At 72.1% G+C, this 17909-nt stretch carries 23 protein-coding genes and 1 pseudogene; 8 read left to right on the forward strand and 16 right to left on the reverse strand.

Translation table 11 applies throughout. From position 1 onward, the window contains the following. Window positions 1-233, reverse strand: a 233-nt coding sequence (locus BT364_RS30390) for a transposase (protein ID WP_072486033.1), incomplete at its 3' end; no start/stop codon positions are given. Between the two features lie 199 nt (window positions 234-432). On the opposite strand from BT364_RS30390, the gene BT364_RS30395 reads away from it, so the two are divergent. Further along, on the forward strand, window positions 433-1239 hold the full coding sequence (locus BT364_RS30395; RefSeq protein ID WP_072488451.1) for a GNAT family N-acetyltransferase: 807 nt from the start codon (window positions 433-435) through the stop codon (window positions 1237-1239). Then, window positions 1236-2144 (forward strand): lysophospholipid acyltransferase family protein, encoded by a 909-nt coding sequence (locus BT364_RS30400; protein WP_072488452.1) that lies wholly within the window; start codon window positions 1236-1238, stop codon window positions 2142-2144. Before BT364_RS30395 ends, BT364_RS30400 begins: the two co-directional genes overlap by 4 nt. Here the strand turns inward: BT364_RS30400 and egtD are convergent. The 4 genes from egtD to egtA are packed head-to-tail and all read right to left on the reverse strand — an operon-like array spanning window position 2087 to window position 6460. Beyond that, window positions 2087-3049: an L-histidine N(alpha)-methyltransferase gene (gene egtD / locus BT364_RS30405; protein ID WP_072488453.1), complete on the reverse strand. Its 963-nt coding sequence runs from the start codon at window positions 3047-3049 to the stop codon at window positions 2087-2089. The genes BT364_RS30400 and egtD overlap by 58 nt on opposite strands. After that, entirely contained in the window at window positions 3046-3801 is a 756-nt protein-coding gene (egtC, locus tag BT364_RS30410) for an ergothioneine biosynthesis protein EgtC (RefSeq protein WP_072488454.1), read from the reverse strand. Before egtC ends, egtD begins: the two co-directional genes overlap by 4 nt. Further along, the gene (egtB, locus tag BT364_RS30415) at window positions 3801-5144 is read right to left on the reverse strand and encodes an ergothioneine biosynthesis protein EgtB (protein WP_072488455.1); all 1344 of its coding nucleotides are present in this window, start codon (window positions 5142-5144) and stop codon (window positions 3801-3803) included. Before egtB ends, egtC begins: the two co-directional genes overlap by 1 nt. Next, window positions 5141-6460, reverse strand: a complete 1320-nt coding sequence (gene egtA / locus BT364_RS30420; RefSeq protein ID WP_072488456.1) for an ergothioneine biosynthesis glutamate--cysteine ligase EgtA — start codon at window positions 6458-6460, stop codon at window positions 5141-5143. The genes egtB and egtA overlap by 4 nt, the downstream gene beginning before the upstream one ends. A gap of 148 nt (window positions 6461-6608) precedes the next feature. On the opposite strand from egtA, the gene BT364_RS30425 reads away from it, so the two are divergent. Beyond that, window positions 6609-7430: a TIGR02452 family protein gene (locus BT364_RS30425; protein WP_072488457.1), complete on the forward strand. Its 822-nt coding sequence runs from the start codon at window positions 6609-6611 to the stop codon at window positions 7428-7430. Here BT364_RS30425 and BT364_RS40440 read toward each other — a convergent pair. From BT364_RS40440 to BT364_RS30435, 3 genes are all read right to left on the reverse strand, one after another. Then, window positions 7427-7552, reverse strand: a complete 126-nt coding sequence (locus tag BT364_RS40440; RefSeq protein WP_256260281.1) for a hypothetical protein — start codon at window positions 7550-7552, stop codon at window positions 7427-7429. The genes BT364_RS30425 and BT364_RS40440 overlap by 4 nt on opposite strands. Before the next feature lie 95 nt (window positions 7553-7647). Then, window positions 7648-9162 carry a flotillin family protein gene (locus tag BT364_RS30430; RefSeq protein ID WP_072488458.1) on the reverse strand — a complete coding sequence of 505 codons (1515 nt, stop codon included), beginning with the start codon at window positions 9160-9162 and terminating at the stop codon, window positions 7648-7650. A gap of 139 nt (window positions 9163-9301) precedes the next feature. After that, on the reverse strand, window positions 9302-9520 hold the full coding sequence (locus BT364_RS30435; RefSeq protein WP_072488459.1) for a hypothetical protein: 219 nt from the start codon (window positions 9518-9520) through the stop codon (window positions 9302-9304). A 49-nt stretch (window positions 9521-9569) separates the two neighbouring features. Here BT364_RS30435 and BT364_RS30440 point away from each other — a divergent pair, with 49 nt between their 5' ends. Both BT364_RS30440 and BT364_RS30445 read left to right on the forward strand, forming a co-directional pair. Next, the gene (locus BT364_RS30440; RefSeq protein ID WP_072488460.1) at window positions 9570-10592 is read left to right on the forward strand and encodes a LacI family DNA-binding transcriptional regulator; all 1023 of its coding nucleotides are present in this window, start codon (window positions 9570-9572) and stop codon (window positions 10590-10592) included. An 86-nt stretch (window positions 10593-10678) separates the two neighbouring features. Next, window positions 10679-11005, forward strand: a complete 327-nt coding sequence (locus tag BT364_RS30445; RefSeq protein WP_177328290.1) for a hypothetical protein — start codon at window positions 10679-10681, stop codon at window positions 11003-11005. A gap of 77 nt (window positions 11006-11082) precedes the next feature. On the opposite strand, the gene trxA is transcribed toward BT364_RS30445, so the two are convergent. Beyond that, a complete protein-coding gene (gene trxA, locus BT364_RS30450) occupies window positions 11083-11454 on the reverse strand; it encodes a thioredoxin (RefSeq protein WP_072488462.1) in 372 nt (123 codons plus the stop codon). A gap of 114 nt (window positions 11455-11568) precedes the next feature. Between trxA and BT364_RS30455 the strand changes: the two genes are divergently transcribed. Continuing rightward, entirely contained in the window at window positions 11569-13011 is a 1443-nt protein-coding gene (locus BT364_RS30455; RefSeq protein ID WP_177328291.1) for a dihydrolipoyl dehydrogenase family protein, read from the forward strand. Here the strand turns inward: BT364_RS30455 and BT364_RS43440 are convergent. The 5 genes and pseudogenes from BT364_RS43440 to BT364_RS30480 form a co-directional block, all read right to left on the reverse strand. Next, entirely contained in the window at window positions 12965-13087 is a 123-nt protein-coding gene (locus tag BT364_RS43440; protein WP_256260282.1) for a hypothetical protein, read from the reverse strand. The two genes, BT364_RS30455 and BT364_RS43440, sit on opposite strands and share 47 nt — an antisense overlap. A 70-nt stretch (window positions 13088-13157) precedes the next feature. After that, window positions 13158-13409 carry an SGNH/GDSL hydrolase family protein gene (locus tag BT364_RS42350; RefSeq protein WP_218172468.1) on the reverse strand — a complete coding sequence of 84 codons (252 nt, stop codon included), beginning with the start codon at window positions 13407-13409 and terminating at the stop codon, window positions 13158-13160. Between the two features lie 40 nt (window positions 13410-13449). Further along, window positions 13450-13653, reverse strand: a complete 204-nt coding sequence (locus BT364_RS41130) for a hypothetical protein (protein WP_143166570.1) — start codon at window positions 13651-13653, stop codon at window positions 13450-13452. A 138-nt stretch (window positions 13654-13791) separates the two neighbouring features. Next, window positions 13792-14664, reverse strand: a pseudogene (locus BT364_RS30475) (glycoside hydrolase family 16 protein); the annotation flags it as partial. A 199-nt stretch (window positions 14665-14863) separates the two neighbouring features. Then, window positions 14864-15466 carry a histidine phosphatase family protein gene (locus BT364_RS30480; protein WP_072488466.1) on the reverse strand — a complete coding sequence of 201 codons (603 nt, stop codon included), beginning with the start codon at window positions 15464-15466 and terminating at the stop codon, window positions 14864-14866. A gap of 259 nt (window positions 15467-15725) precedes the next feature. Here BT364_RS30480 and BT364_RS30485 point away from each other — a divergent pair, with 259 nt between their 5' ends. Then, the gene (locus BT364_RS30485) at window positions 15726-15944 is read left to right on the forward strand and encodes a CbtB domain-containing protein (protein WP_072488467.1); all 219 of its coding nucleotides are present in this window, start codon (window positions 15726-15728) and stop codon (window positions 15942-15944) included. Window positions 15945-15971: 27 nt separating this feature from the next. Continuing rightward, window positions 15972-16745 carry a CbtA family protein gene (locus BT364_RS30490; RefSeq protein ID WP_072488468.1) on the forward strand — a complete coding sequence of 258 codons (774 nt, stop codon included), beginning with the start codon at window positions 15972-15974 and terminating at the stop codon, window positions 16743-16745. 78 nt (window positions 16746-16823) lie between these two features. Here the strand turns inward: BT364_RS30490 and BT364_RS30495 are convergent, their stop codons facing one another. Both BT364_RS30495 and BT364_RS30500 read right to left on the reverse strand, forming a co-directional pair. Beyond that, the gene (locus tag BT364_RS30495; protein ID WP_072488469.1) at window positions 16824-17330 is read right to left on the reverse strand and encodes a GNAT family N-acetyltransferase; all 507 of its coding nucleotides are present in this window, start codon (window positions 17328-17330) and stop codon (window positions 16824-16826) included. A gap of 105 nt (window positions 17331-17435) precedes the next feature. Further along, a complete protein-coding gene (locus BT364_RS30500) occupies window positions 17436-17855 on the reverse strand; it encodes a tetratricopeptide repeat protein (protein WP_072488470.1) in 420 nt (139 codons plus the stop codon). Window positions 17856-17909: the final 54 nt, after the last annotated feature.

The raw sequence follows: 17909 nt of genomic DNA on the forward strand, positions 1-17909 counted from the left end.
GGCTCGGCCCAGCCCCGGTCCAACGCTGCGTACAGAGCACCATGCCCACGCCGGTGCTCGAGGGCCAGCGACAGTTCGACCAGGGTCTTCACCGGCCCGTCCGCGCACAGCACCGCGTCCGTGAGCTCGAAGAGTGCATCCGCGCGGGCGTAAAGGCACTCGTAGAACTCGACCCGAAAGCGGGACAAGACATCCAACGCCTCGCCTGCGGGCCCTGGGAGAGGGAGACTCATACGCAGCGGCCGTTCTCTCGTGCTTCGTGACTCGACATCTCGAAGCGTGGAGAACGGCCGCCTCCGCTGTCCCGGGAAGAACCGCAGATCAGCAGGTTGGGTGACAGGCGAGGATAAACGTCAAGCTAAGGGGCCGGGCCTTCGCACGCAGTGCGGTGGCCCGGCGGCCGCCCTTGTCGATCCGTCCCCGGAGATTGTCATGAACGCGCTGCCTGTCACCCCGCTCCCCGTCGCCCCCGCCGTTCCCGCGCAGCCCGTCGCCCCCTCCCCGCCGCGCTACAGGGTCTCCCTCGCTGCCGGCCGGGACGAGGTCCGCGCCGCCCAGCGGCTGCGCCACCTGGTCTTCGCCGGTGAGCTCGGCGCCAGGCTGGAAGGACCCGAACCCGGCCTGGACAGCGATGAGTTCGACGCGTACTGCGACCATCTGCTGGTACGGGAGGAGTCCACCGGCGATGTCGTCGCCACCTACCGGGTACTGCCGCCCGACCGGGCACGGATCGCCGGGCGCCTCTACGCGGAGAGCGAGTTCGACCTCCGGCGGCTCGGCCCGATCCGCGACGACCTGGTCGAGGTCGGACGTTCCTGCGTCCACCCGGCCCACCGCGACGGCGCCGTCATAGCGCTGATCTGGGCCGGACTCGCCCGCTACATGGAACGCACCGGGCACAACTGGCTGGCCGGCTGCTGCTCGATCCCCCTCGCCGACGGCGGCGCCGCGGCAGCCGGCGCATGGGAGACCGTACGGACCAAGCACCTGGCTCCCGAGGACCACTGGGTCACCCCGCACCGCCTCTGGCAGCCCACCGGGGCAGGAGCCCCGGCACCCACCGGGTTCGCCGCGCTCCCTCCGCTGCTCCGCGGCTATCTGCGCCTGGGCGCCCGGGTGTGCGGGGCGCCCGCCCATGACCCCGACTTCAACGTCGCCGACCTGTACGTACTGCTGTCGCTGCGCCGCACCGACCCGCGCTACCTGCGCCACTTCCTCGCCCTCGCACCGCTGCGATGAACCCCTGGCTGCCCACCGCACCCTGTACCCCGCGCGACTGCGCCGGCCACGAGGGCCGGGTGCGGGGCCGCCCGGCCGCCGTGGCCCTGCTGCTCGCCGGATGCGCCTGCATCCTGGCCGGTGCGCTGGGTGCCCCGTTCGCGGCGATGCTCGGCGCGGCACGGCGGGAACGGCTGATCCGGCGCTGGGCGCACGGCGTCGTGCGCGCCTTCGGGGTGCGGGTGCGGATCGTCGGCACACCCGCGGTGCCCGACGCGACGGCCGGGGCACCGGGCGCGCTCGTGGTCGCGAACCACATCTCCTGGCTGGACATCCCGCTCGTCGCGGCCGTGTTTCCCGGCCGGATGCTGGCCAAGAGCGAGATCCGCGACTGGCCGCTGCTCGGCCCGCTCGCGGCACGGGGCGGCACGCTCTTCGTCGAACGCGACCGCCTGCGCGCGCTGCCCGCGACCGTGCGCACCATCGGGGCGGCGCTGCACGGCGGTTCACGCGTGGTCGTCTTCCCGGAGGGCACCACCTGGTGCGGGCGCGGCCGCGGTGGCCGGTTCGGGCCCGCCGCCTTCCAGGCCGCGATCGACGCGGACGCCACGGTACGTCCGGTACGCATCAGCTACCGCGCCGCACCGGCGGAAGACGCCGCACCGGCGGAAGACACCGCACCGGCGGAAGACACCGCACCGGCGGAACACACTGCCCCGGCCGGTGCGGCCGCTTTCGTCGGCGACGATCCGCTCATCGCCTCACTGTGGCGGGTGGTGACGGCGGCCGGCCTGACCGCCGAGATCCGCGTCCTGCCGCCGATCCCGGCGCGTGGCCTGCCCGACCGCCGTGCCCTGGCCCGCCGCGCTCAGACCGCCGTCGCCAACGAGAGCGCGAACCGGCCGCCGGAATCCGTCCACCACTGATCCAGCCGCAGACCGGCCGAGCCGAGTTCCGCCCGGACCCCCTCCTGGCGGAACTTGGCCGACACCTCCGTCCGCAGCTCCTCACCGGCCTCGAAGGACACCACCAGATCCAGGTCCGGGATCTTCACGGCGTGCGCCCGACGGGCCCGCAGCCGCATCTCGATCCATTCGTGCTCCGGGTCCCACAGCGCCACATGGTCGAAACCGTCCGGGTCGAAGTCCGCGCCCAACTCCCGGTTCACGACCCGCAGTACGTTCCTGTTGAACTCCGCGGTCACCCCGGCCGCGTCGTCGTACGCGGCGACCAGCAGCTTCTCCTCCTTCACCAGATCGGTGCCGAGCAGCAGCGCGTCGCCCGGGGAGAGCAGTGACCGTACGGACTTCAGGAACACCGCCCGCTCGTCGGGCAGCAGATTGCCGATCGTGCCGCCCAGGAACGCGATCAGTCCGGGCCCCGGCGTTCCCGGCAGCGCGAGTCCGCCGGTGAAATCGGCGATCAGGGCGTGCACGGAGAGCTCGGGCCGCTGCGCGAGGAGGGCCTCGGCGGCACCGCGCAGCGCGCTCTCGCTCACATCGACCGGTACGTAACTGTGCAGTGCGGGCAGCGCGTCCAGCAGGTGCCGGGTCTTCTCGGACGATCCGGACCCCAGCTCGATCAGAGTCCGCGCCCCGGACACCCGGGCGATCTCGTCGGCGCGGTCGATCAGGATCTCGCGCTCGGCGCGGGTCGGGTAGTACTCGGGCAGCCGGGTGATCTCCTCGAACAGCTCACTGCCGTGCGCGTCGTAGAACCACTTGGGCGGCAGTGTCTTCGGGTACCGGGTCAGACCGTGCAGGACATCGGCGCGCAGCGCCGCGTCCGTCGCGTCCACCGGCAGGGTACGGGTCAGCAGAAAGGGACTCACTCGGCGGGCTCCTTGAGCGGGGTCAGCAGAACGTCGGTGCGGGTCGCCGTCAACAAGGTGCGGTCGGGAACCGCGCGCCAGCGCGGATCGTCGTCGTAGGGCTCCGAGGCCACGACCGTGCGCACGCCCGGCTCGGCGAGATACGACAGTGTGTCGCCCCAGGCCGTCGCGACGATCGTCGAACCGTCGGTCAGCAGCAGATTCAGCCGGGAACCCGGCGCCGCGGCCGCCACGTCGAGCACGGTGTCGGCGACGGCCTGCGGCAGTGCGTCGCCGTCGGCCAGACGGTGCCGGACGAGGGCCCAGACCAGGGCCGAGTCGCAGCGCGCGGTGAGGGCGAGCAGCTCGGCCGGCGGCAGCGCCGCGGCGAGCGGGGCCACGGAGTGCGGCCAGCCCTTCACCGCACCGTTGTGGCTGAACAGCAGCGGCCCGGCGGCGAACGGCGCGGCCGCCGCCTCACCGTCCGCGCCCGCCTCGGTGGCATCACGGACGGCGGCGAGCAGCGCCGTGCTGCGCACCACCCTGGCCAGGTCGGCGAAGGTCTCGTCGCCCCAGACCGGGCCCCGGCGCCGGTACCGTCCGGGCACCGGATCGCCGTCCGCGTACCAGCCGACGCCGAAGCCGTCCGCGTTGACCGTCCCGTACCGCTGGTGTCTGGGCGCCCAGGACTGGCGCACGAGTGAGTACGGCGGTCGCTTCAGTAGCTCCCCGAGCGGCACCGGCGGTCCCAGGTAAGCAATATGACGGCACATCAGGCATCCCTCGCGGTGCGGAAACCGGAGAAGATCTGGCGCCGTACCGGCAGGTCCCAGTTGCGGAACGTGCCCCGGCACGCCACCGGGTCCACGGCGAACGAACCACCGCGCAGCACCTTGTGGGCCGGCCCGAAGAACACCTCGGAGTACTCGCGGTACGGGAACGCCGAGAAGCCGGGATAGGGAAGGAAGTCGCTCGACGTCCACTCCCACACGTCGCCGATCAACTGCCGTGCACCGTAGGGGGACCGGCCCTGCGCATACGTCCCCACGGGCGCGGGGCGCAGATGGCGCTGACCCAGGTTGGCCAGCTCGGGTGCCGGGTCCTCGTCGCCCCAGGGATAGCGCCGGGAACGCTCCGACACCGGGTCGTGGCGCGCCGCCTTCTCCCACTCCGCTTCGGTGGGCAGCCGGCGCCCGGCCCAGCGGGCGAACGCGTCCGCCTCGTACCAGCTGACATGGAGCACCGGCTCGTCGCCGGGCACCACCTCGGTGACCCCGAAGCGGCGGCGCAGCCACTGACCGGCGTCCCGGTGCCAGAACAGCGGAGCGGTCAGTTCGTGCTCACGGACCATCACCCACCCCTCGGGCGCCCACCAGCGCCGCTCGGTGTAGCCCCCGTCCTCGATGAACTCCTGGTACGCGCCGCAGGTGACCGGGGTCGTGTCGATGAGGAAACCCGGCACGTCACGCACATGCGCCGGGCGTTCGTTGTCCAGGGCCCACGGCTCGGCGGAGGTCCCCATGGTGAACGGGCCGCCCGGGACCAGGACCTCCGCGGGCAGGCCCGCCGCGTCGGTGGGGGCGGGCGGTACGGGTGCGGCCAGCACGGCCGGCCCCGATCGGAGCTGATGGGTGATCAGCATCGTTTCGTCGTGTTGCTGTTCGTGCTGGGCGATCATGCCGAAGGCGAACCCGGCCCGCACCAGCGGGCGGCCGCCGTCGAGCGCGGTGCCGTCGAGTACGTCCAGGGCCCGGCCGCGTACCTCCGCGGCGTACGCACGTGCCTCGGCGGGGGCCAGCAGCGGCAGCGAGGGGCGGGTCGCCCGGGGATGTTCGAAGGCGTCGTACAGTCCGTCGATCTCCGGGCGCATCGCCTCCCGCCCGGCCACCCCGCGCAGCAGCCACAGCTCCTCCTGATTGCCGATGTGCGCGAGGTCCCAGACCAGCGGGGACATCAACGGCGAGTGCTGGGCGGTCAGTTCGTGGTCGTCCACGCTGTCGGTGAGCAGCGCGGTACGTTCGCGGGCGGTGAGCAGTGCGGCGAGGGCGCGCTGCCGGAGCGCCTCGGCGTCCGCCTCCCGGGGCGCGGAGCCGGAGGGAGTGGGGGAGTGGGTCATGAGCGGGGCCCATCGCAGTGGTGGCCCGGACCGCCGGGCACAACCGGCGCCAGCAGTTCGGGAAGATCGTCGGCCGGACATCGGCCCCTGGCCACGAAGCGGTCGTTGAAGCCGGCCACGGCGTCCTGCACGGCCGTCGAGGCTCCGATCCGGGGCAGCGCCTCCAGCGCGGCCCGGAAGCAGGTGGCCGCGGCCGCCCGCAGCTCGGGGTCGGCCAGGCCGTCACGAGCGGCGCCGACCCAGAGCGGATTGCGTGGCGCCGGCTGTGCCCCGGCCGTCTCGGCCAGTGGTTTCACGGTGCGGTACACGGTCTCGGCGGCCTCCGGGTCGTCGAACAGGGCAGTGGTGACGGCGAGCGGCACCAGCCACCCGTCCGCACCGTGCTGTGCGTCGATCATGCGCAGCTCCAGATGACCGCGCGGGCGCACGGGCGGGAAGAGCGTGCTGATGTGGTAGTCGAGATCGGCGCGCACCGGTGCTCTGGGCGCGCCGGTGCGGATCCAGTCGCGAAACGTCAGCCCCCGCGGCACGGCCCATGGGCCCGCGTCGTCCCGGATGCACAGCACCGGGGTGTCCAGCACATGCGCGGTCCAGGCCTCGCGCGGCGGCAGACCGCCGGACGGTGCCAGGGGCCGCCACGGGTCGAGGTCGGCCCAGAGCGACTGCCGGGTGGACCGCCACGGTGTCGGGCGTCCGAGCCGCAGGGGCGAGTTCGCGAACGCCGCCACCAGGACCGCGCCCAGCAGATGGCACAGCTGCCAGCGCCGCCCGTACCCGAGCGGACCGGGCTCCTCCTCTCCGGCGTCCAGACAGACCTGGACGGACGCGGTGGTGCACATCATGGCGCGACCGGCCGGGCCCGACCGGTCGAACGAGGCCTCCATGGCGTCGTAGCGGGGCTCGCGCAGCAGCCGGCGCGGGGAGTGCCACGGGTCGACGCCGATACCGACCGGCGCGAGCCCCACCCGATGCAGGGCGTCACGTACCGCGGTGAGATCGGCGGCGGTGGCTTCGACACACGCCATGAGGGAGTCGGCGGGGCGCGAGCTGAGCTCCAGCTGGCCGCCGGGTTCGAAGGTGAGCGCCGCGCTCAGGGGCAGGGCCCGGAGGATGCCGGCGGCCGCTTCGAGACGGTGGTGCGGGACGGGAACGCGGGGATGATCCCGGTCGTGGATGAGCCATTCGAGTTCGACGCCGACCTTGCGGGGCGGTCCCGTCTTGAAACAGATGCAGCGCAGTAAATCCTCGGCCTCGCCCTCGCCCAGGGGCGGGCACTGGCCGGGCGGACCGTGGCCGCCGGGTGTGTCGTACGACATGCCGGGCCTCCTTTTCTCGGTGCCTCCCCATCACCCAAACCCTTACGGATGGATCGCACAAGGGTGCCCCTCTGCGACGGAAATCCGGTTGCGTCCATGCCGCCGGACCGCCGAGCATGCCCCGTATGCACCACACGGGGGAGTACCGATGAGCGCACGACTGCGCGGCATCGCGCGTGAGACCGAGGCCATCGTCGAGGCCGGCCACTACCGTACGAATGACGGACGCGAGGTGAGCATCGAGCGTGCGCTGACCACCGCACTCTCGGGGACCAGGCTGTACGGCCCGGAGCCGGTGCCGGTCGCGGCGCTCGACTCCGACCGCACACCGGTGGTCGAGGTCACCGGCGAGAGCAGCCTGCAGGCGGCGTGCCGGATGACCGGCGAAGACCCCGGCAAGGTCGCCGTGCTGAACTATGCCTCCGCCCGCAATCCCGGCGGCGGCTACCTCAACGGCGCGCAGGCCCAGGAAGAAGCCCTGTGCCGGGGCTCCGCCCTCTACGCCACGCTGCTGCGCGCCCCCGGCTACTACGCCCACCACCGCGCCGAACGCAGCGCCTTCTACACCGACCGGGTGATTCACTCACCGGGCGTACCGGTGTTCCGCGACGACCGGGGGCGGCTGCTAGACACCCCGTACACCGCGGGCTTCCTGACTTCCCCGGCGCCCAACGCCGGAGTCATCCGCAGCCGCACCCCCGAGGAGGCCCACCGCATCCCCGCCGTGCTCGCCTCCCGGGCGGAACGGGTGCTGGAGGTCGCCGCGGTGCGCGGGTACCGCAGGCTGGTGCTGGGCGCCTGGGGCTGTGGTGTGTTCCGCAACGATCCGGCGCAGGTGGCCGGTGCGTTCCGGACGCTGCTCCTCGACGGCGGCAGGTTCGCCGGCCACTTCGAGCAGATCGTCTTCGGCATCCTCGACCGCAGCCCCGAATCCACCACCCGGTCTGCCTTCGATCGGGCGTTCGGCTAGTGCGATGCGTGTGCGGCGCGACCAGCCTTGCGCGGGTCGGCCTCGGTGGTGGCGGCCGGGCCGGTGCGGCCCGGGAAGTCCGTCGAGCTGTCGATGGTGTCGTCACGGTGCTGGATGGTCATCCCCAACACCGTAGGACCTGGAGGGCCGACTTCATGGAGCGGTGGCCGGTGCGCGCCCCGGACCGAGGAGCGCGCACCGGCCACCGCCGGACCGGTCAGACGGCCGGGCCGTCCTCCTGATCACCCGTCACCGGAATCCGCTCCTTGCGCGGCGAGGGCGGGGTGGCCGGAGCCACCCCGTTCACCTGCGGCACCGGTTCCGCCTGGTCGCCCTGGCTCATCGTGGCCAGCAACTGCCGGGCCAGCCCCAGGCCCGTGCCGCCCATGGTCAGTGCCTTCGCGAACATGTCCGACATGCCGTCGGCCCCGTTCAGCAGCACCATGTGGTCGACGCTGCCGAAGGCGCCCGCGCCCGCCTGGACGATCTCGGGCCACTTCTCGGCCAACTGCTGGGCCACGACCGCCTCCTGATTCTCCGCCAGGGCCGCTGCCCGTGCCTTGATCGCCTCCGCCTCGGCGAGGCCCTTGGCACGGGCAGCCTCCGCCAGCGCCAGCCCCTTGGCCTGGGCGGCGGCGGCCTCCGCCTCACCCGTCGCCCTGGTCGCCGTCGCGGAGGCGGCACCGCGCGCCTTCGTCGCCTCGGCCTCGGCCAGCGCCGCCGTCTTCACCCGGTTGGCCTCCGCGACCGCGGCGAGCTCCGTCTCCCGTGCCTTCGCCTCGGCGGCCGAGATCCGGGCGTCGCGCTCACCCTCGGCCAGGGTGCGCTTCTCGTACGCCTGGGCGTCCGCAGGCTTGCGCACATCGGCCTGGAGCTGCTGCTCACGCCGCTGCGCCTCCAGTTCGGCGACCCTGGTCTCCTGGACCACGACCTCCTGCCGGGCCGCCGCATCGGCCAGCGGACCCGCCTGCCGGGAGCTGGCCGCCGCCTTGTCGCGCTCGGCCTGATACCCGGCCTGCAGGATCTCGCTGTCCCTGGTCGCCTCCGACATACGGGCCGCGGCCTGCTGCTCCGCCTCGGTGGCCAGGCGGTTGGCCTCGGCCTGCGCGATCCGGGCGTCCCGCTGCACGGCCGCCGCGTGCGGCATCGCCAGGTTCTTGATGTAGCCCGTCGGGTCCTCGATCTCATGGATCTGGAGCGAGTCGACGATGAGCCCGAGCTTCTCCATCTCGGTCCCGCACGCGGCCCGGGTCTGCCCGGTGAGCTTCTCACGGTCCCGGATCATGTCCCCGACCGTCAACCCGCCCACGATGGAACGGAGATGACCGGCGAAGACGTTGTGCACCCGCTCCGACATCAGCTTCTGCTGATCGAGGAAGCGGCGGGCCGCGTTGGCGATCGACACGAAGTCGTCGCCCACCTTGAAGATGACGACGCCCCGCACCCGCAGGGGAATCCCCTGGTGCGTGACGCAATCCACGGACAGCTCGGTCTCGTTGAGATCCAGGGACATCTTCCGCACCGCCTGGACCCCGGGCAGGACGAGAGTGCCGTGACCGGTGACGATCCGGAACCCCATGCCCTGTCCCAGGCCCTCGGTCCTGTGCTTGGAACCCGAGATGACCAGTGCCTCGTTGGGCTCGGCCACCCGCCACATCAACTTGAACAGGCCGAACAACGCCATGATGGCGGCGAGTACGAGACCCGCCGTGACGCCGATGACCATCGGCATGCGCCCCCTTATCGCGGCACCCCGTCGGCACCGCTGAACACGGGGGAGTCTTCTCCTGCTCGCGACCGGGCAGAAGACGTGTGCCGATCCTTGCCGAATTCTTGACGACGAAATCCGTCAAGAAACCCCCGCGCGGGCCTCAACTCCCGTATGCGGGCGCCACATAGACCGTGCGCGGCGGCAGATGCTCGATCACTGTCACCACCGTTCCCACCTCGATGCGCTCCTTCGCCTGGGCCGGATGCGCGAGAAAGTGCTCGGCGCCGCCCCGGATCCGGACCATCACCTCGCCGACCAGTCCCGGCCCCACCGTCCCGGTCACCCGGCCGAGCAGCCCCACCATCGAGGATTCATCCATGCCCCGGAGCGTACCCACACACCGCGGGTCTGGAAGACTGCCGGACGCCATGAGCCAGTTACCGAACCAGCCCACCGAACCCCCCGTCCCCACCAGTGCCGATGTTGCACGGCTCGCCGGGGTCTCCAGGGCCACCGTGTCGTACGTGCTGAACAACAACGCCTCCGTACGGATCAGCGAGACCACTCGCCGCCGGGTCAGAGAAGCCGCCACCGAACTGGGCTACGTACCGCACGCCGCGGCCCGCAGCCTGCGCGCCGGACACACCCGCATGGTGCTGCTGCCCACCGTGAACTTCCCGACCGACCCGCTCCACCACCGCTTCTTCCACGAACTGGAATCGGGGCTGCGCCGGCTCGACTACACCGTCGTCCAGTACGGCAGCACCGGACTCGACTCCGACGACGCGCCCCGCGCCTGGGCCGAACTCCGCCCGGTCGCCGTGATCGCCCCCGGCACGATCGACCTCACCCCGCACGGTATATCCGTGCTCAGGCGCTCCGGGGCCAAGGCCGTGATCACCCTCGGCCCGCGGCCGGTGCCTGGCGCCCACGCGCTGGTCATGGACCAGCGGGAGGTCGGAGGCTGCGCGGTCGGACATCTGCTGGAGAGCGGACGGCGCCGTATCGGCGTGGTCATGCCCGAGGAGTGCGGACTCGCCCCGTTCGCCGAACCCCGGCTGACCGGGGCCCGGCAGGCCGCCCGGCTCCACGGCGCCCGGGTGGAACCACTGCCGCTGCGGTACGACGAGGAGTCCGCCGCCCGGCTGGCCACCCGCTGGCGCACCCTGGACCTCGACGCGGTGTTCGCCTACAACGACGAATACGCGATGCTCCTGATGCGGGCCCTTCAGGACGCGGGCATCGATGTGCCGCGCGAGACCGCTGTGGTCGGTGCCGACGACCTGATGCTGGGCAGGCTGCTGCGGCCCCGGCTCAGCACCGTACGGATGGAGCTGGCCACCGCGCAGCCGCTGGCGGACCTCGTGGACCGGCTGGTACGGGATCCCGGCGGGGCGCCCGAACACCACGACCTGTTGCGGGTAGGGGTGGTCCGGCGTCAATCCGGCTGAGGGCCGGGGCCGGGCGCCGCGCGGACCGCACCGTGCGGCAGCGCGGCAAGGTGCGTTCCGGGTGCCGCTTGCCTAGCGTCATGACCATGAGTCATCCGCAGAGTTACGAGATCCTGCTGATCCCCCGGTTCGCCGAGGACACCACCGAGGCCGAGGACACCGCAGAGGCCGAGGGCACCGCCGACACCGGCGAGGCCGCCGAGCCCGGCGGCGCCGTCCGCTCGGCGGTCGTGTCGGCGACCGGGGAGACCGGGGCGTCCGGCTACCCCCGGTACTCCGGCGAAGGCATCGTCGCGGACATCGACCCCGCTACGCACGCCGTCGAGGCCCTGCTGGTCGACGGCGCCGAGCTGGCCTTCGGCCTCTCGGCCCGGATCAAGGAGAGGGACGCCGAGGCCGACGCCGACCGCTGAGGCCGCGCCGCCCGGCCCCGGACACGGGTGAGGGGCCCGACCCGCCCGGGCCGGGCCCCTCACCCACGGGACAGGCCCTACTGCTGCCCCTTCTGCTGCTCCTCGATGGACTTGCGGACCTCGTCCATGTCCAGCTTCCGCGCCTGCCCGATCACGTCCTCCAGCGCCGCCTCCGGCAGCGCCCCGGGCTGCGCGAACACCGCCACGTTCTCCCGGACGATCATCAGCGTGGGAATGGAGCGGATCTCGAAGGCCGCCGCCAGCTCCTGCTGCGCCTCCGTGTCGACCTTGGCGAAGACCAGGTCGTCGTGGCGCTCCGACGCCGCGTCGTAGACCGGGGCGAACTGCCGGCACGGGCCGCACCAGGAAGCCCAGAAGTCGATCAGGACGAAGTCGTTGTCGCTGACGACCTGATCGAAGTTTTCCTTGGTGAGCTCAACGGTGCTCATTCTCTGTTACCTCTTCCTGTGCCCGTTCGGACCTGTCCGCACAACGGTGCCTGCTTCCGCACTATTCCGCCTGCCCATGTGGCCGCCGCGCACACCCGCGACCAGACTGTCCCCATGACAGATGCTTCCCTGAACGCCGAGTACGACGTCGTGGTGGTCGGAGCGGGGCCGGTGGGCGAGAACGTCGCCGACCGGGTCCGCGCCGCCGGGCTCAGCGCCGCGGTCGTCGAGGTGGAACTCATCGGCGGCGAGTGCTCCTACTGGGCCTGCATGCCCAGCAAGGCCCTGCTGCGCCCGGTGGTCGCCCGCGCCGACGCCCGCCGCGTCCCGGGCCTCAGCGACGCCGTGCAGGGGCCGCTGGACACCGCGGCGGTCCTCGCCCACCGTGACACGTACGCATCGCACTGGAAGGACGACGGACAGGCCGCCTGGGTGGAGGGCATCGGCGCGGACATCTACCGCGGCCGCGGCAGGCTCACCGGCGAGAAGACGGTGGCCGTGACCGCGCCCGACGGCACCGAGCACCGGCTCACCGCCCGCCAGGCCGTGGCTGTCTGCACCGGCAGCCGCGCCGTCGTCCCCGACCTGCCCGGCATCGACGGGGCCCGCCCCTGGACCAGCCGGGAGGCGACGAGCGCCAAGAAGGTGCCCGGCCGCCTCGTGATCGTCGGCGGCGGCGTGGTCGGGGTGGAGATGGCCACCGTCTGGCAGGCCCTCGGCGCCCGGGTGACGATGCTGGTCCGGGGCAAGGGGCTCCTGCCGAAGATGGAGCCCTTCGCCGGCGAACTGGTCGGCCGGGCCCTCACCGAGGCGGGCGCCGACATCCGCACACGGGCCTCGGTCGCCGCCGTACGACGCGCGGTCCCGGACGGCCCGGTCACCGTGGAACTGGCGGACGGTGAGCAGGTCGAGGCCGACGAGATCCTCTTCGCCACCGGCCGGGCCCCGCGCACCGACGACCTCGGACTGGAGACGGTGGGCCTGGAGCCCGGATCCTGGCTCACCGTCGACGACAGCTGCCGGGTCGAGGGCACCACCTGGCTCTACGCGGTCGGTGACGTCAACCACCGGGCGCTCCTCACCCATCAGGGCAAGTACCAGGCACGCATCGCGGGCGCCGCGATCGCCGCCCGCGCGGCCGGCGTACCGCCGCTGGAGACCGGCCGCTGGGGCGCCCACGTCGCCACCGCCGATCACGCGGCCGTCCCCCAGGTCGTCTTCACCGACCCGGAGGCCGCCTCGGTCGGCCTCACCCTCGCCGAGGCCGAGCGGGCCGGCCACCGGGTACGCGCCGTCGACCAGGACCTCGCCGCGGTGGCCGGCTCCGGCCTGTACGCGGACGGCTACCGGGGCCGCGCCCGCATGGTCGTGGACCTCGACCGGGAGATCCTGCTCGGCGTCACCTTCGTCGGACCGGGCATCGGTGAGCTGCTGCACTCGGCGACGATCGCGGTCGCGGGCGAGGTCCCGGTCGACCGGCTGTGGCACGCCGTACCCGCGTATCCGACGATCAGCGAGGTCTGGCTGCGGCTGCTGGAGGCGTACCGGGACGCATAGCCCCCCGAGGCGGGCCGGCCGTGAGGGCGGCCGCGAGCAGCGACTTCGTGTACGGGTGCCGGGGCCGGTCGAACACCTCCTCGGCCGTGCCCCCTCCACCACCTCCGCGTCCTTCATCACCAGCACCCGGTCACTGATCCGCCGGATCACCGGCAGGTCGTGCGAGACGAACAACAGGGCCGTTCCCAGGTGTCGCCGTGCCTGCGCAGGAGTCCGACGGCCTCGCGGGTGCGTGTGAGGCAGCCCCGGACGGTCGGGCCGGAGGGCCCGGGGACCGTCTCGCGGTCCGGCGCGATGATCGTCGACATCAGGGCGAACGGTGTCGTCGGATGCCGCTCGCGGACCGTGGCCACGAAACCGACCAGGGCGGGCAGATCCCGCATGAGCCGGGCCGTCATCGGCTGGAGACAGCACGCCGCGCGCCGAGCGTGACGGACGTCAGATCGAGACCGGCGTGCCCGGCCACCAGCGCGGGCCAGGCCCCGGCGGGTGAACAGGCGCCCCTGCCTCCGGCAGATGCAGTTCCGCCTCCCGGTGCGGCACCCGCCGGGGCGCGACCCGGCCCGGTCCGTGCTGCAACGACACCGCCCCGCGGAATCGCAGCACCGGATCGTCCCCGGCCAGCACACGTTTCGCAGCCATTCCCGCCACCTCCCCGAGTCGATCGCCATCCTCGGCGGGCGGGGCGGCCGCAACCAGTCGTTGCGGATGCTGTGACCAGGACTCACCGGCAGGGCCGACGGCCCGGGGCGGGCGGTACGGTCAGGCCGGCGGCCGGAGGTCGCTGGTGGTGACCCGTACGTGGTCGACGACGAGCTGCTGCGGGAAGGTGGTGCTGCCGTCGGGGTCGCCGGGCCAGTAGCCGCCGACCGCGAGGTTGAGGATCAGGAAGAAGGGCTTGTCGAACACCCAGGTGTTGCCGCCGAGATCGGCGGGCGTACGGCGCTGGTAGACGTTGCCGTCCACCGACCAGGTCACCGAGCCGGGCGCCCAGTCGACGGCGAAGGTGTGGAAGTCGTCGGCGAACGCCTGGCCACCGGGCAGGGTGTACGCGGCGCCGATGCCGCCGGAGCCGGAGTAGCCCGGACCGTGCAATGTGCCGTGGACCGTGGACGGTTCGAAGCCCACGTTCTCCATGACGTCGATCTCGCCCGAGTTCGGCCAGCCGACCTGGCCGATGTCGTCGCCCAGCATCCAGAAGGCCGGCCACATGCCCTGGCCGCGCGGCACCTTCATCCTCGCCTCGACGTGCCCGTACGTCTGGGTGAACCTGCCGGAGGTGTTCAGACGTGCCGAGGTGTACTCACAAGTCCCGTACCAGCACTGGTAGGTGTTCGGGTTCTCGCGGCGTGCGGTGATGACCAGATGACCCTGGCCGTCGAGTGCCGCGTTACTGTTCCCGGCTGTGTAGTACTGCCGTTCATGGTTGTTGACGTTGTCACCGGTCTCGATCTGCCACTTGGCGCCGTCCACGGCGGAGCCCGCGGGGCCGTCGAAGCCGTCGGTGAAGGTCGCCGCCGTCGCCGTGGCGGTGTGCGGCCCGGGTGCGGGCGCCCCGGCCGCGAGGCCGGACGAGGCCGGAACGAGGGCGAGCGCGGAGAGTGTGCAGAGCGCGGCTGCGAGGAGGCGCCGGGGGAGATGGGGGGAGGTCATGGGGGTCCTTCCCGTGCGGAACGGAGCGGTCAGTGTTTGTCATGCGTATGACAAGCGATCGCTGTGGGGGAGCAGGGAGAGGTCTTGGTTCTATATGCGATTTAAGAAGTGAAGCAACACCGTGTCAAGGCCTTGGTACGGACCACAGTTCTTGCATCCAACGGAGATTTCGGACGGGAGTACACAGGTCCGGACGGGGTCAGTCGGCCGGCGCCGGGGACAGTGGTTGTCCGCACCGCAGGTTCCACCGGCCGGACCGGCCGCTGAGCCCGGTCAGCGTCAGTGGGGCGACATCCAGCCGCCAGAACGCCTCCGGCGGCAGGCCGAGCGCCCCCACGATCACCGCCCGCACCACCGCCGGCTCCACGACGCCCAGCACGCGGTGGCCTCCTGCGCCCTCCACTCCCTCGGTGGACGTCAGCGTCTCCAGTCGGCGTCCGGCCCGGGCGCAGAGCTCCAGCAGCGACTCGCCGCCGTGGGGAGCCGCCGAAGGGTCGGTCAGCCAGGCCGACACCGCCTCCGGCTCGGTCGCGCTCACCGCTGCCAGCCGTCGACCGCTCCACCGGCCCATGTCCCAGCCGCGGAGGGCCGGTTCGGGCTCGGCCCGCAGTCCCAGCGCCTCGGCGGTCGCGGCGCATCGCGCGGACGGTCCGCGCAGCAGCCGGTCGGCCTCGGGCACCGCCGTCGCGACGGCCCGGGCCCGGCGGACCCCGGCCGCGTCGAGCGGTGCGTCGCCGTCGAAACGCGCCTCGCGCAGCGCGGCGTTGAGCGCCGGCGAGATCAACATCACCTGTACTGCCATGACCCAGTCAACTCCCTGAACTCCAGCCCCTCCGTGCCCACCATGGCATCAGGGTGGTCCGGCCCGGTCACCGGCACCATGGCGGCACTTGTCCCCAAGAGGTATGGTCACGGCGAACATGACGTAGGTGTGACGGAAGTCCGGTGAGAATCCGGCACGGTCGCGCCACTGTGAACCCGTACCTGTGCGGGAAGTCAGACCCAGCACCCACGTCTCAGGCACCACGATCGGGACGCGTGTTCCCTCAGGAGGTTCTGCCATGGCACAGACCGCTGCCCCCGCCACCACCGCCGTACCGGCGATCACCCCCATCTCCCTGAAGGCCATCGCCCCCTGGGCGGTCTTCTTCGGCATCCTCATGCTCGTACTGCTGTACTTCGTCGGCGCCGAGCAGGGCGCCACCGCGGTCATCTCCGGCGAAGGTGTCCACGAGTGGGTCCACGACGGCCGCCACCTCCTCGGTTTCCCCTGCCACTGACGTACCGTCCGATCCAGGGGAAGCCCCATGAACTCCATATCTGTCAGAGCCCTGCTCGTACGCGGCATGCTGGCCGGCCTCGTCGCGGGTGTGCTCGCCCTGCTCGTCGCCCACTTCCTCGGTGAGTCGCGTGTGGACGCGGCCATCGCCCTGGAGGAGTCGCACAGTCATCACCACGACGGCGGCGAGGAACTGGTCAGCCGCACCATGCAGTCCACCGCCGGCCTCGCCACCGGTGTGCTCGTCTTCGGCGTGGCGATCGGCGGCATCGCCGCCCTCGTCTTCTGTTGCGCCCTCGGCCGGATCGGCAGGTTCGGCCCGCGGGCCACGGCCGCTCTGATCGCGGGCGCGGCGCTGCTGACGGTGTACGTCGTGCCGTTCCTGAAGTACCCGGCCAACCCGCCGGCCGTCGGCAACCCCGACACCATCGGCCGGCGTACCGCTCTGTTCTTCCTGATGGTCGCCCTGAGCGTGCTGCTGGCCGTCGCCGCGGTCATCCTCGGCAGACGACTGGCTCCCCGTCTGGGCAACTGGAACGCGACGATCGCGGCTTCCGCCGGTTATTTCCTGGTGATCGGCCTCGCCTACGCGTTCCTGCCCTCGTTCAACGAGGTCGGCAAGGACTTCCCGGCCACCCTGCTGTGGGAGTTCCGGCTGAGCACCCTCGCCGTGCAGGCCACCCTCTGGGTGACCTTCGGCCTTGTCTTCGGCCATCTGACGGAACGGCTTCTCGTACCGGGTGCCGACGCCGTCACGGCCGGGAACAGCGGCGCGGGACGGGCGGCCACGGCGGCCGGCTGACCGGCACGCCGTATGCGGGCCGTCCGACGACCTGAACCCCGCCGGGAGCACCCGGCGGGGTTCAGCCGTTCCACCGGTTCACTCCTCGGCTCGCGGGCCCCAGTCGATCCGGTAGTACTTCAACTTCTCGTCCTCCCTCACCAGGCGCATGCCGACGGCCTCCATGACGCGCTGGGACGCGATGTTGTCCAGATCGGTGTCGCCGTGCACGCAGGTCACACCCTGATCGCGGGCGAACCGGAGCAGGGCGTGCAGGGCCTCGGAGGCGTAACCCATCCCCTGCGCCGAGGGGACGAGGCCGTAGCCGATCGTGACGTGCCCGTTCTCGTCCGGGTTGCCGTGGAATCCCATCCCGCCGATCACCTGTCCGTCCTCGCGGCGCTGTATCTCGTACGAGCCGAAGGGGCTGGGATCACCGCTCCTCGCGCAGGTGTCGAGGAAGCGCTCGGCCGCGGCCCTCTCGCCGGGGGACGGGTATCCGGTCGCCCAGTGTGCGCCGTCTCCCGGCGTGCCCGCCATCACCCGCAGGGCGTCGGTGGCATTCATCGGGCGGAGCAGGAGGCGAGGAGTTTCGAGGTCGGTCATGAGCGAGTGAAGTATCACGAGGGGCGGGTGGCCGGCACCCGAATTGAACGGCCCGGCCGGGTCCGCGAAGGACCCGGCCGACCGCGTTGCCGGCTCGCCCGGGGCTCACCCGGCCGAAGGCTCCCGGGAGACCGCCCGGCCGGAATCCGAACCGGAGCCCTGGTCGGAGCCGGGCCCGGAGCCGAAGTCGAAGTCCCCGGAGAACGCCGCCGCCATCCGCAGATGACCGGCCGCCTCCGCGCTCCGGCCCTGGCGCTCAAGGGTGCGCCCGAGCATCAACCGCGCGTAGTGCTCCACCGGGTCGCGCTCCAGTACCGCCCGCAGCTCCGCCTCGGCCTTCGCGAGCCGGGCCGAGTGGTAGTAGGTCCGGGCCAGCAGCAGACGCGGCGACACCTGCTCCGGGACCTCCTCGACCAGCCCCTCCAGGATCCGGGCCGCGGACATGTACTCCTTCGCCTCGAAGAACATCTGCGCACGGTCCCAGCGGTCGGCAGTCGTGCCGAACTCGTAGTAGGTGTCGCTCACTTGACCTCCTCCGTCATGGACCGTCCCCGGATCGCGCCCGGCTCCGTCCAGCCA

The organism is Streptomyces atratus (assembly GCF_900119365.1).
In the GTDB taxonomy this organism is placed as follows: Bacteria; Actinomycetota; Actinomycetes; order Streptomycetales; family Streptomycetaceae; genus Streptomyces; species Streptomyces atratus_B.

Excerpts from the sequence above, each read along its gene's own strand:
- BT364_RS30480 (WP_072488466.1), bottom strand. The coding sequence starts at position 15,466 with ATGGCAGTACAGGTGATGTTGATCTCGCCGGCGCTCAACGCCGCGCTG.
- egtA (WP_072488456.1), bottom strand. The coding sequence starts at position 6,460 with ATGTCGTACGACACACCCGGCGGCCACGGTCCGCCCGGCCAGTGCCCG.
- trxA (WP_072488462.1), bottom strand. The coding sequence starts at position 11,454 with ATGAGCACCGTTGAGCTCACCAAGGAAAACTTCGATCAGGTCGTCAGC.
- egtC (WP_072488454.1), bottom strand. The coding sequence starts at position 3,801 with ATGTGCCGTCATATTGCTTACCTGGGACCGCCGGTGCCGCTCGGGGAG.
- BT364_RS30425 (WP_072488457.1), top strand. The coding sequence starts at position 6,609 with ATGAGCGCACGACTGCGCGGCATCGCGCGTGAGACCGAGGCCATCGTC.
- BT364_RS30445 (WP_177328290.1), top strand. The coding sequence starts at position 10,679 with ATGAGTCATCCGCAGAGTTACGAGATCCTGCTGATCCCCCGGTTCGCC.
- BT364_RS30495 (WP_072488469.1), bottom strand. The coding sequence starts at position 17,330 with ATGACCGACCTCGAAACTCCTCGCCTCCTGCTCCGCCCGATGAATGCC.
- BT364_RS42350 (WP_218172468.1), bottom strand. The coding sequence starts at position 13,409 with ATGACGGCCCGGCTCATGCGGGATCTGCCCGCCCTGGTCGGTTTCGTG.
- BT364_RS30440 (WP_072488460.1), top strand. The coding sequence starts at position 9,570 with ATGAGCCAGTTACCGAACCAGCCCACCGAACCCCCCGTCCCCACCAGT.
- BT364_RS30490 (WP_072488468.1), top strand. The coding sequence starts at position 15,972 with ATGAACTCCATATCTGTCAGAGCCCTGCTCGTACGCGGCATGCTGGCC.
- BT364_RS30395 (WP_072488451.1), top strand. The coding sequence starts at position 433 with ATGAACGCGCTGCCTGTCACCCCGCTCCCCGTCGCCCCCGCCGTTCCC.
- BT364_RS30435 (WP_072488459.1), bottom strand. The coding sequence starts at position 9,520 with ATGGATGAATCCTCGATGGTGGGGCTGCTCGGCCGGGTGACCGGGACG.
- BT364_RS30400 (WP_072488452.1), top strand. The coding sequence starts at position 1,236 with ATGAACCCCTGGCTGCCCACCGCACCCTGTACCCCGCGCGACTGCGCC.
- BT364_RS30455 (WP_177328291.1), top strand. The coding sequence starts at position 11,569 with ATGACAGATGCTTCCCTGAACGCCGAGTACGACGTCGTGGTGGTCGGA.
- BT364_RS30430 (WP_072488458.1), bottom strand. The coding sequence starts at position 9,162 with ATGCCGATGGTCATCGGCGTCACGGCGGGTCTCGTACTCGCCGCCATC.
- BT364_RS41130 (WP_143166570.1), bottom strand. The coding sequence starts at position 13,653 with ATGGCTGCGAAACGTGTGCTGGCCGGGGACGATCCGGTGCTGCGATTC.
- BT364_RS40440 (WP_256260281.1), bottom strand. The coding sequence starts at position 7,552 with ATGACCATCCAGCACCGTGACGACACCATCGACAGCTCGACGGACTTC.
- egtB (WP_072488455.1), bottom strand. The coding sequence starts at position 5,144 with ATGACCCACTCCCCCACTCCCTCCGGCTCCGCGCCCCGGGAGGCGGAC.
- BT364_RS30485 (WP_072488467.1), top strand. The coding sequence starts at position 15,726 with ATGGCACAGACCGCTGCCCCCGCCACCACCGCCGTACCGGCGATCACC.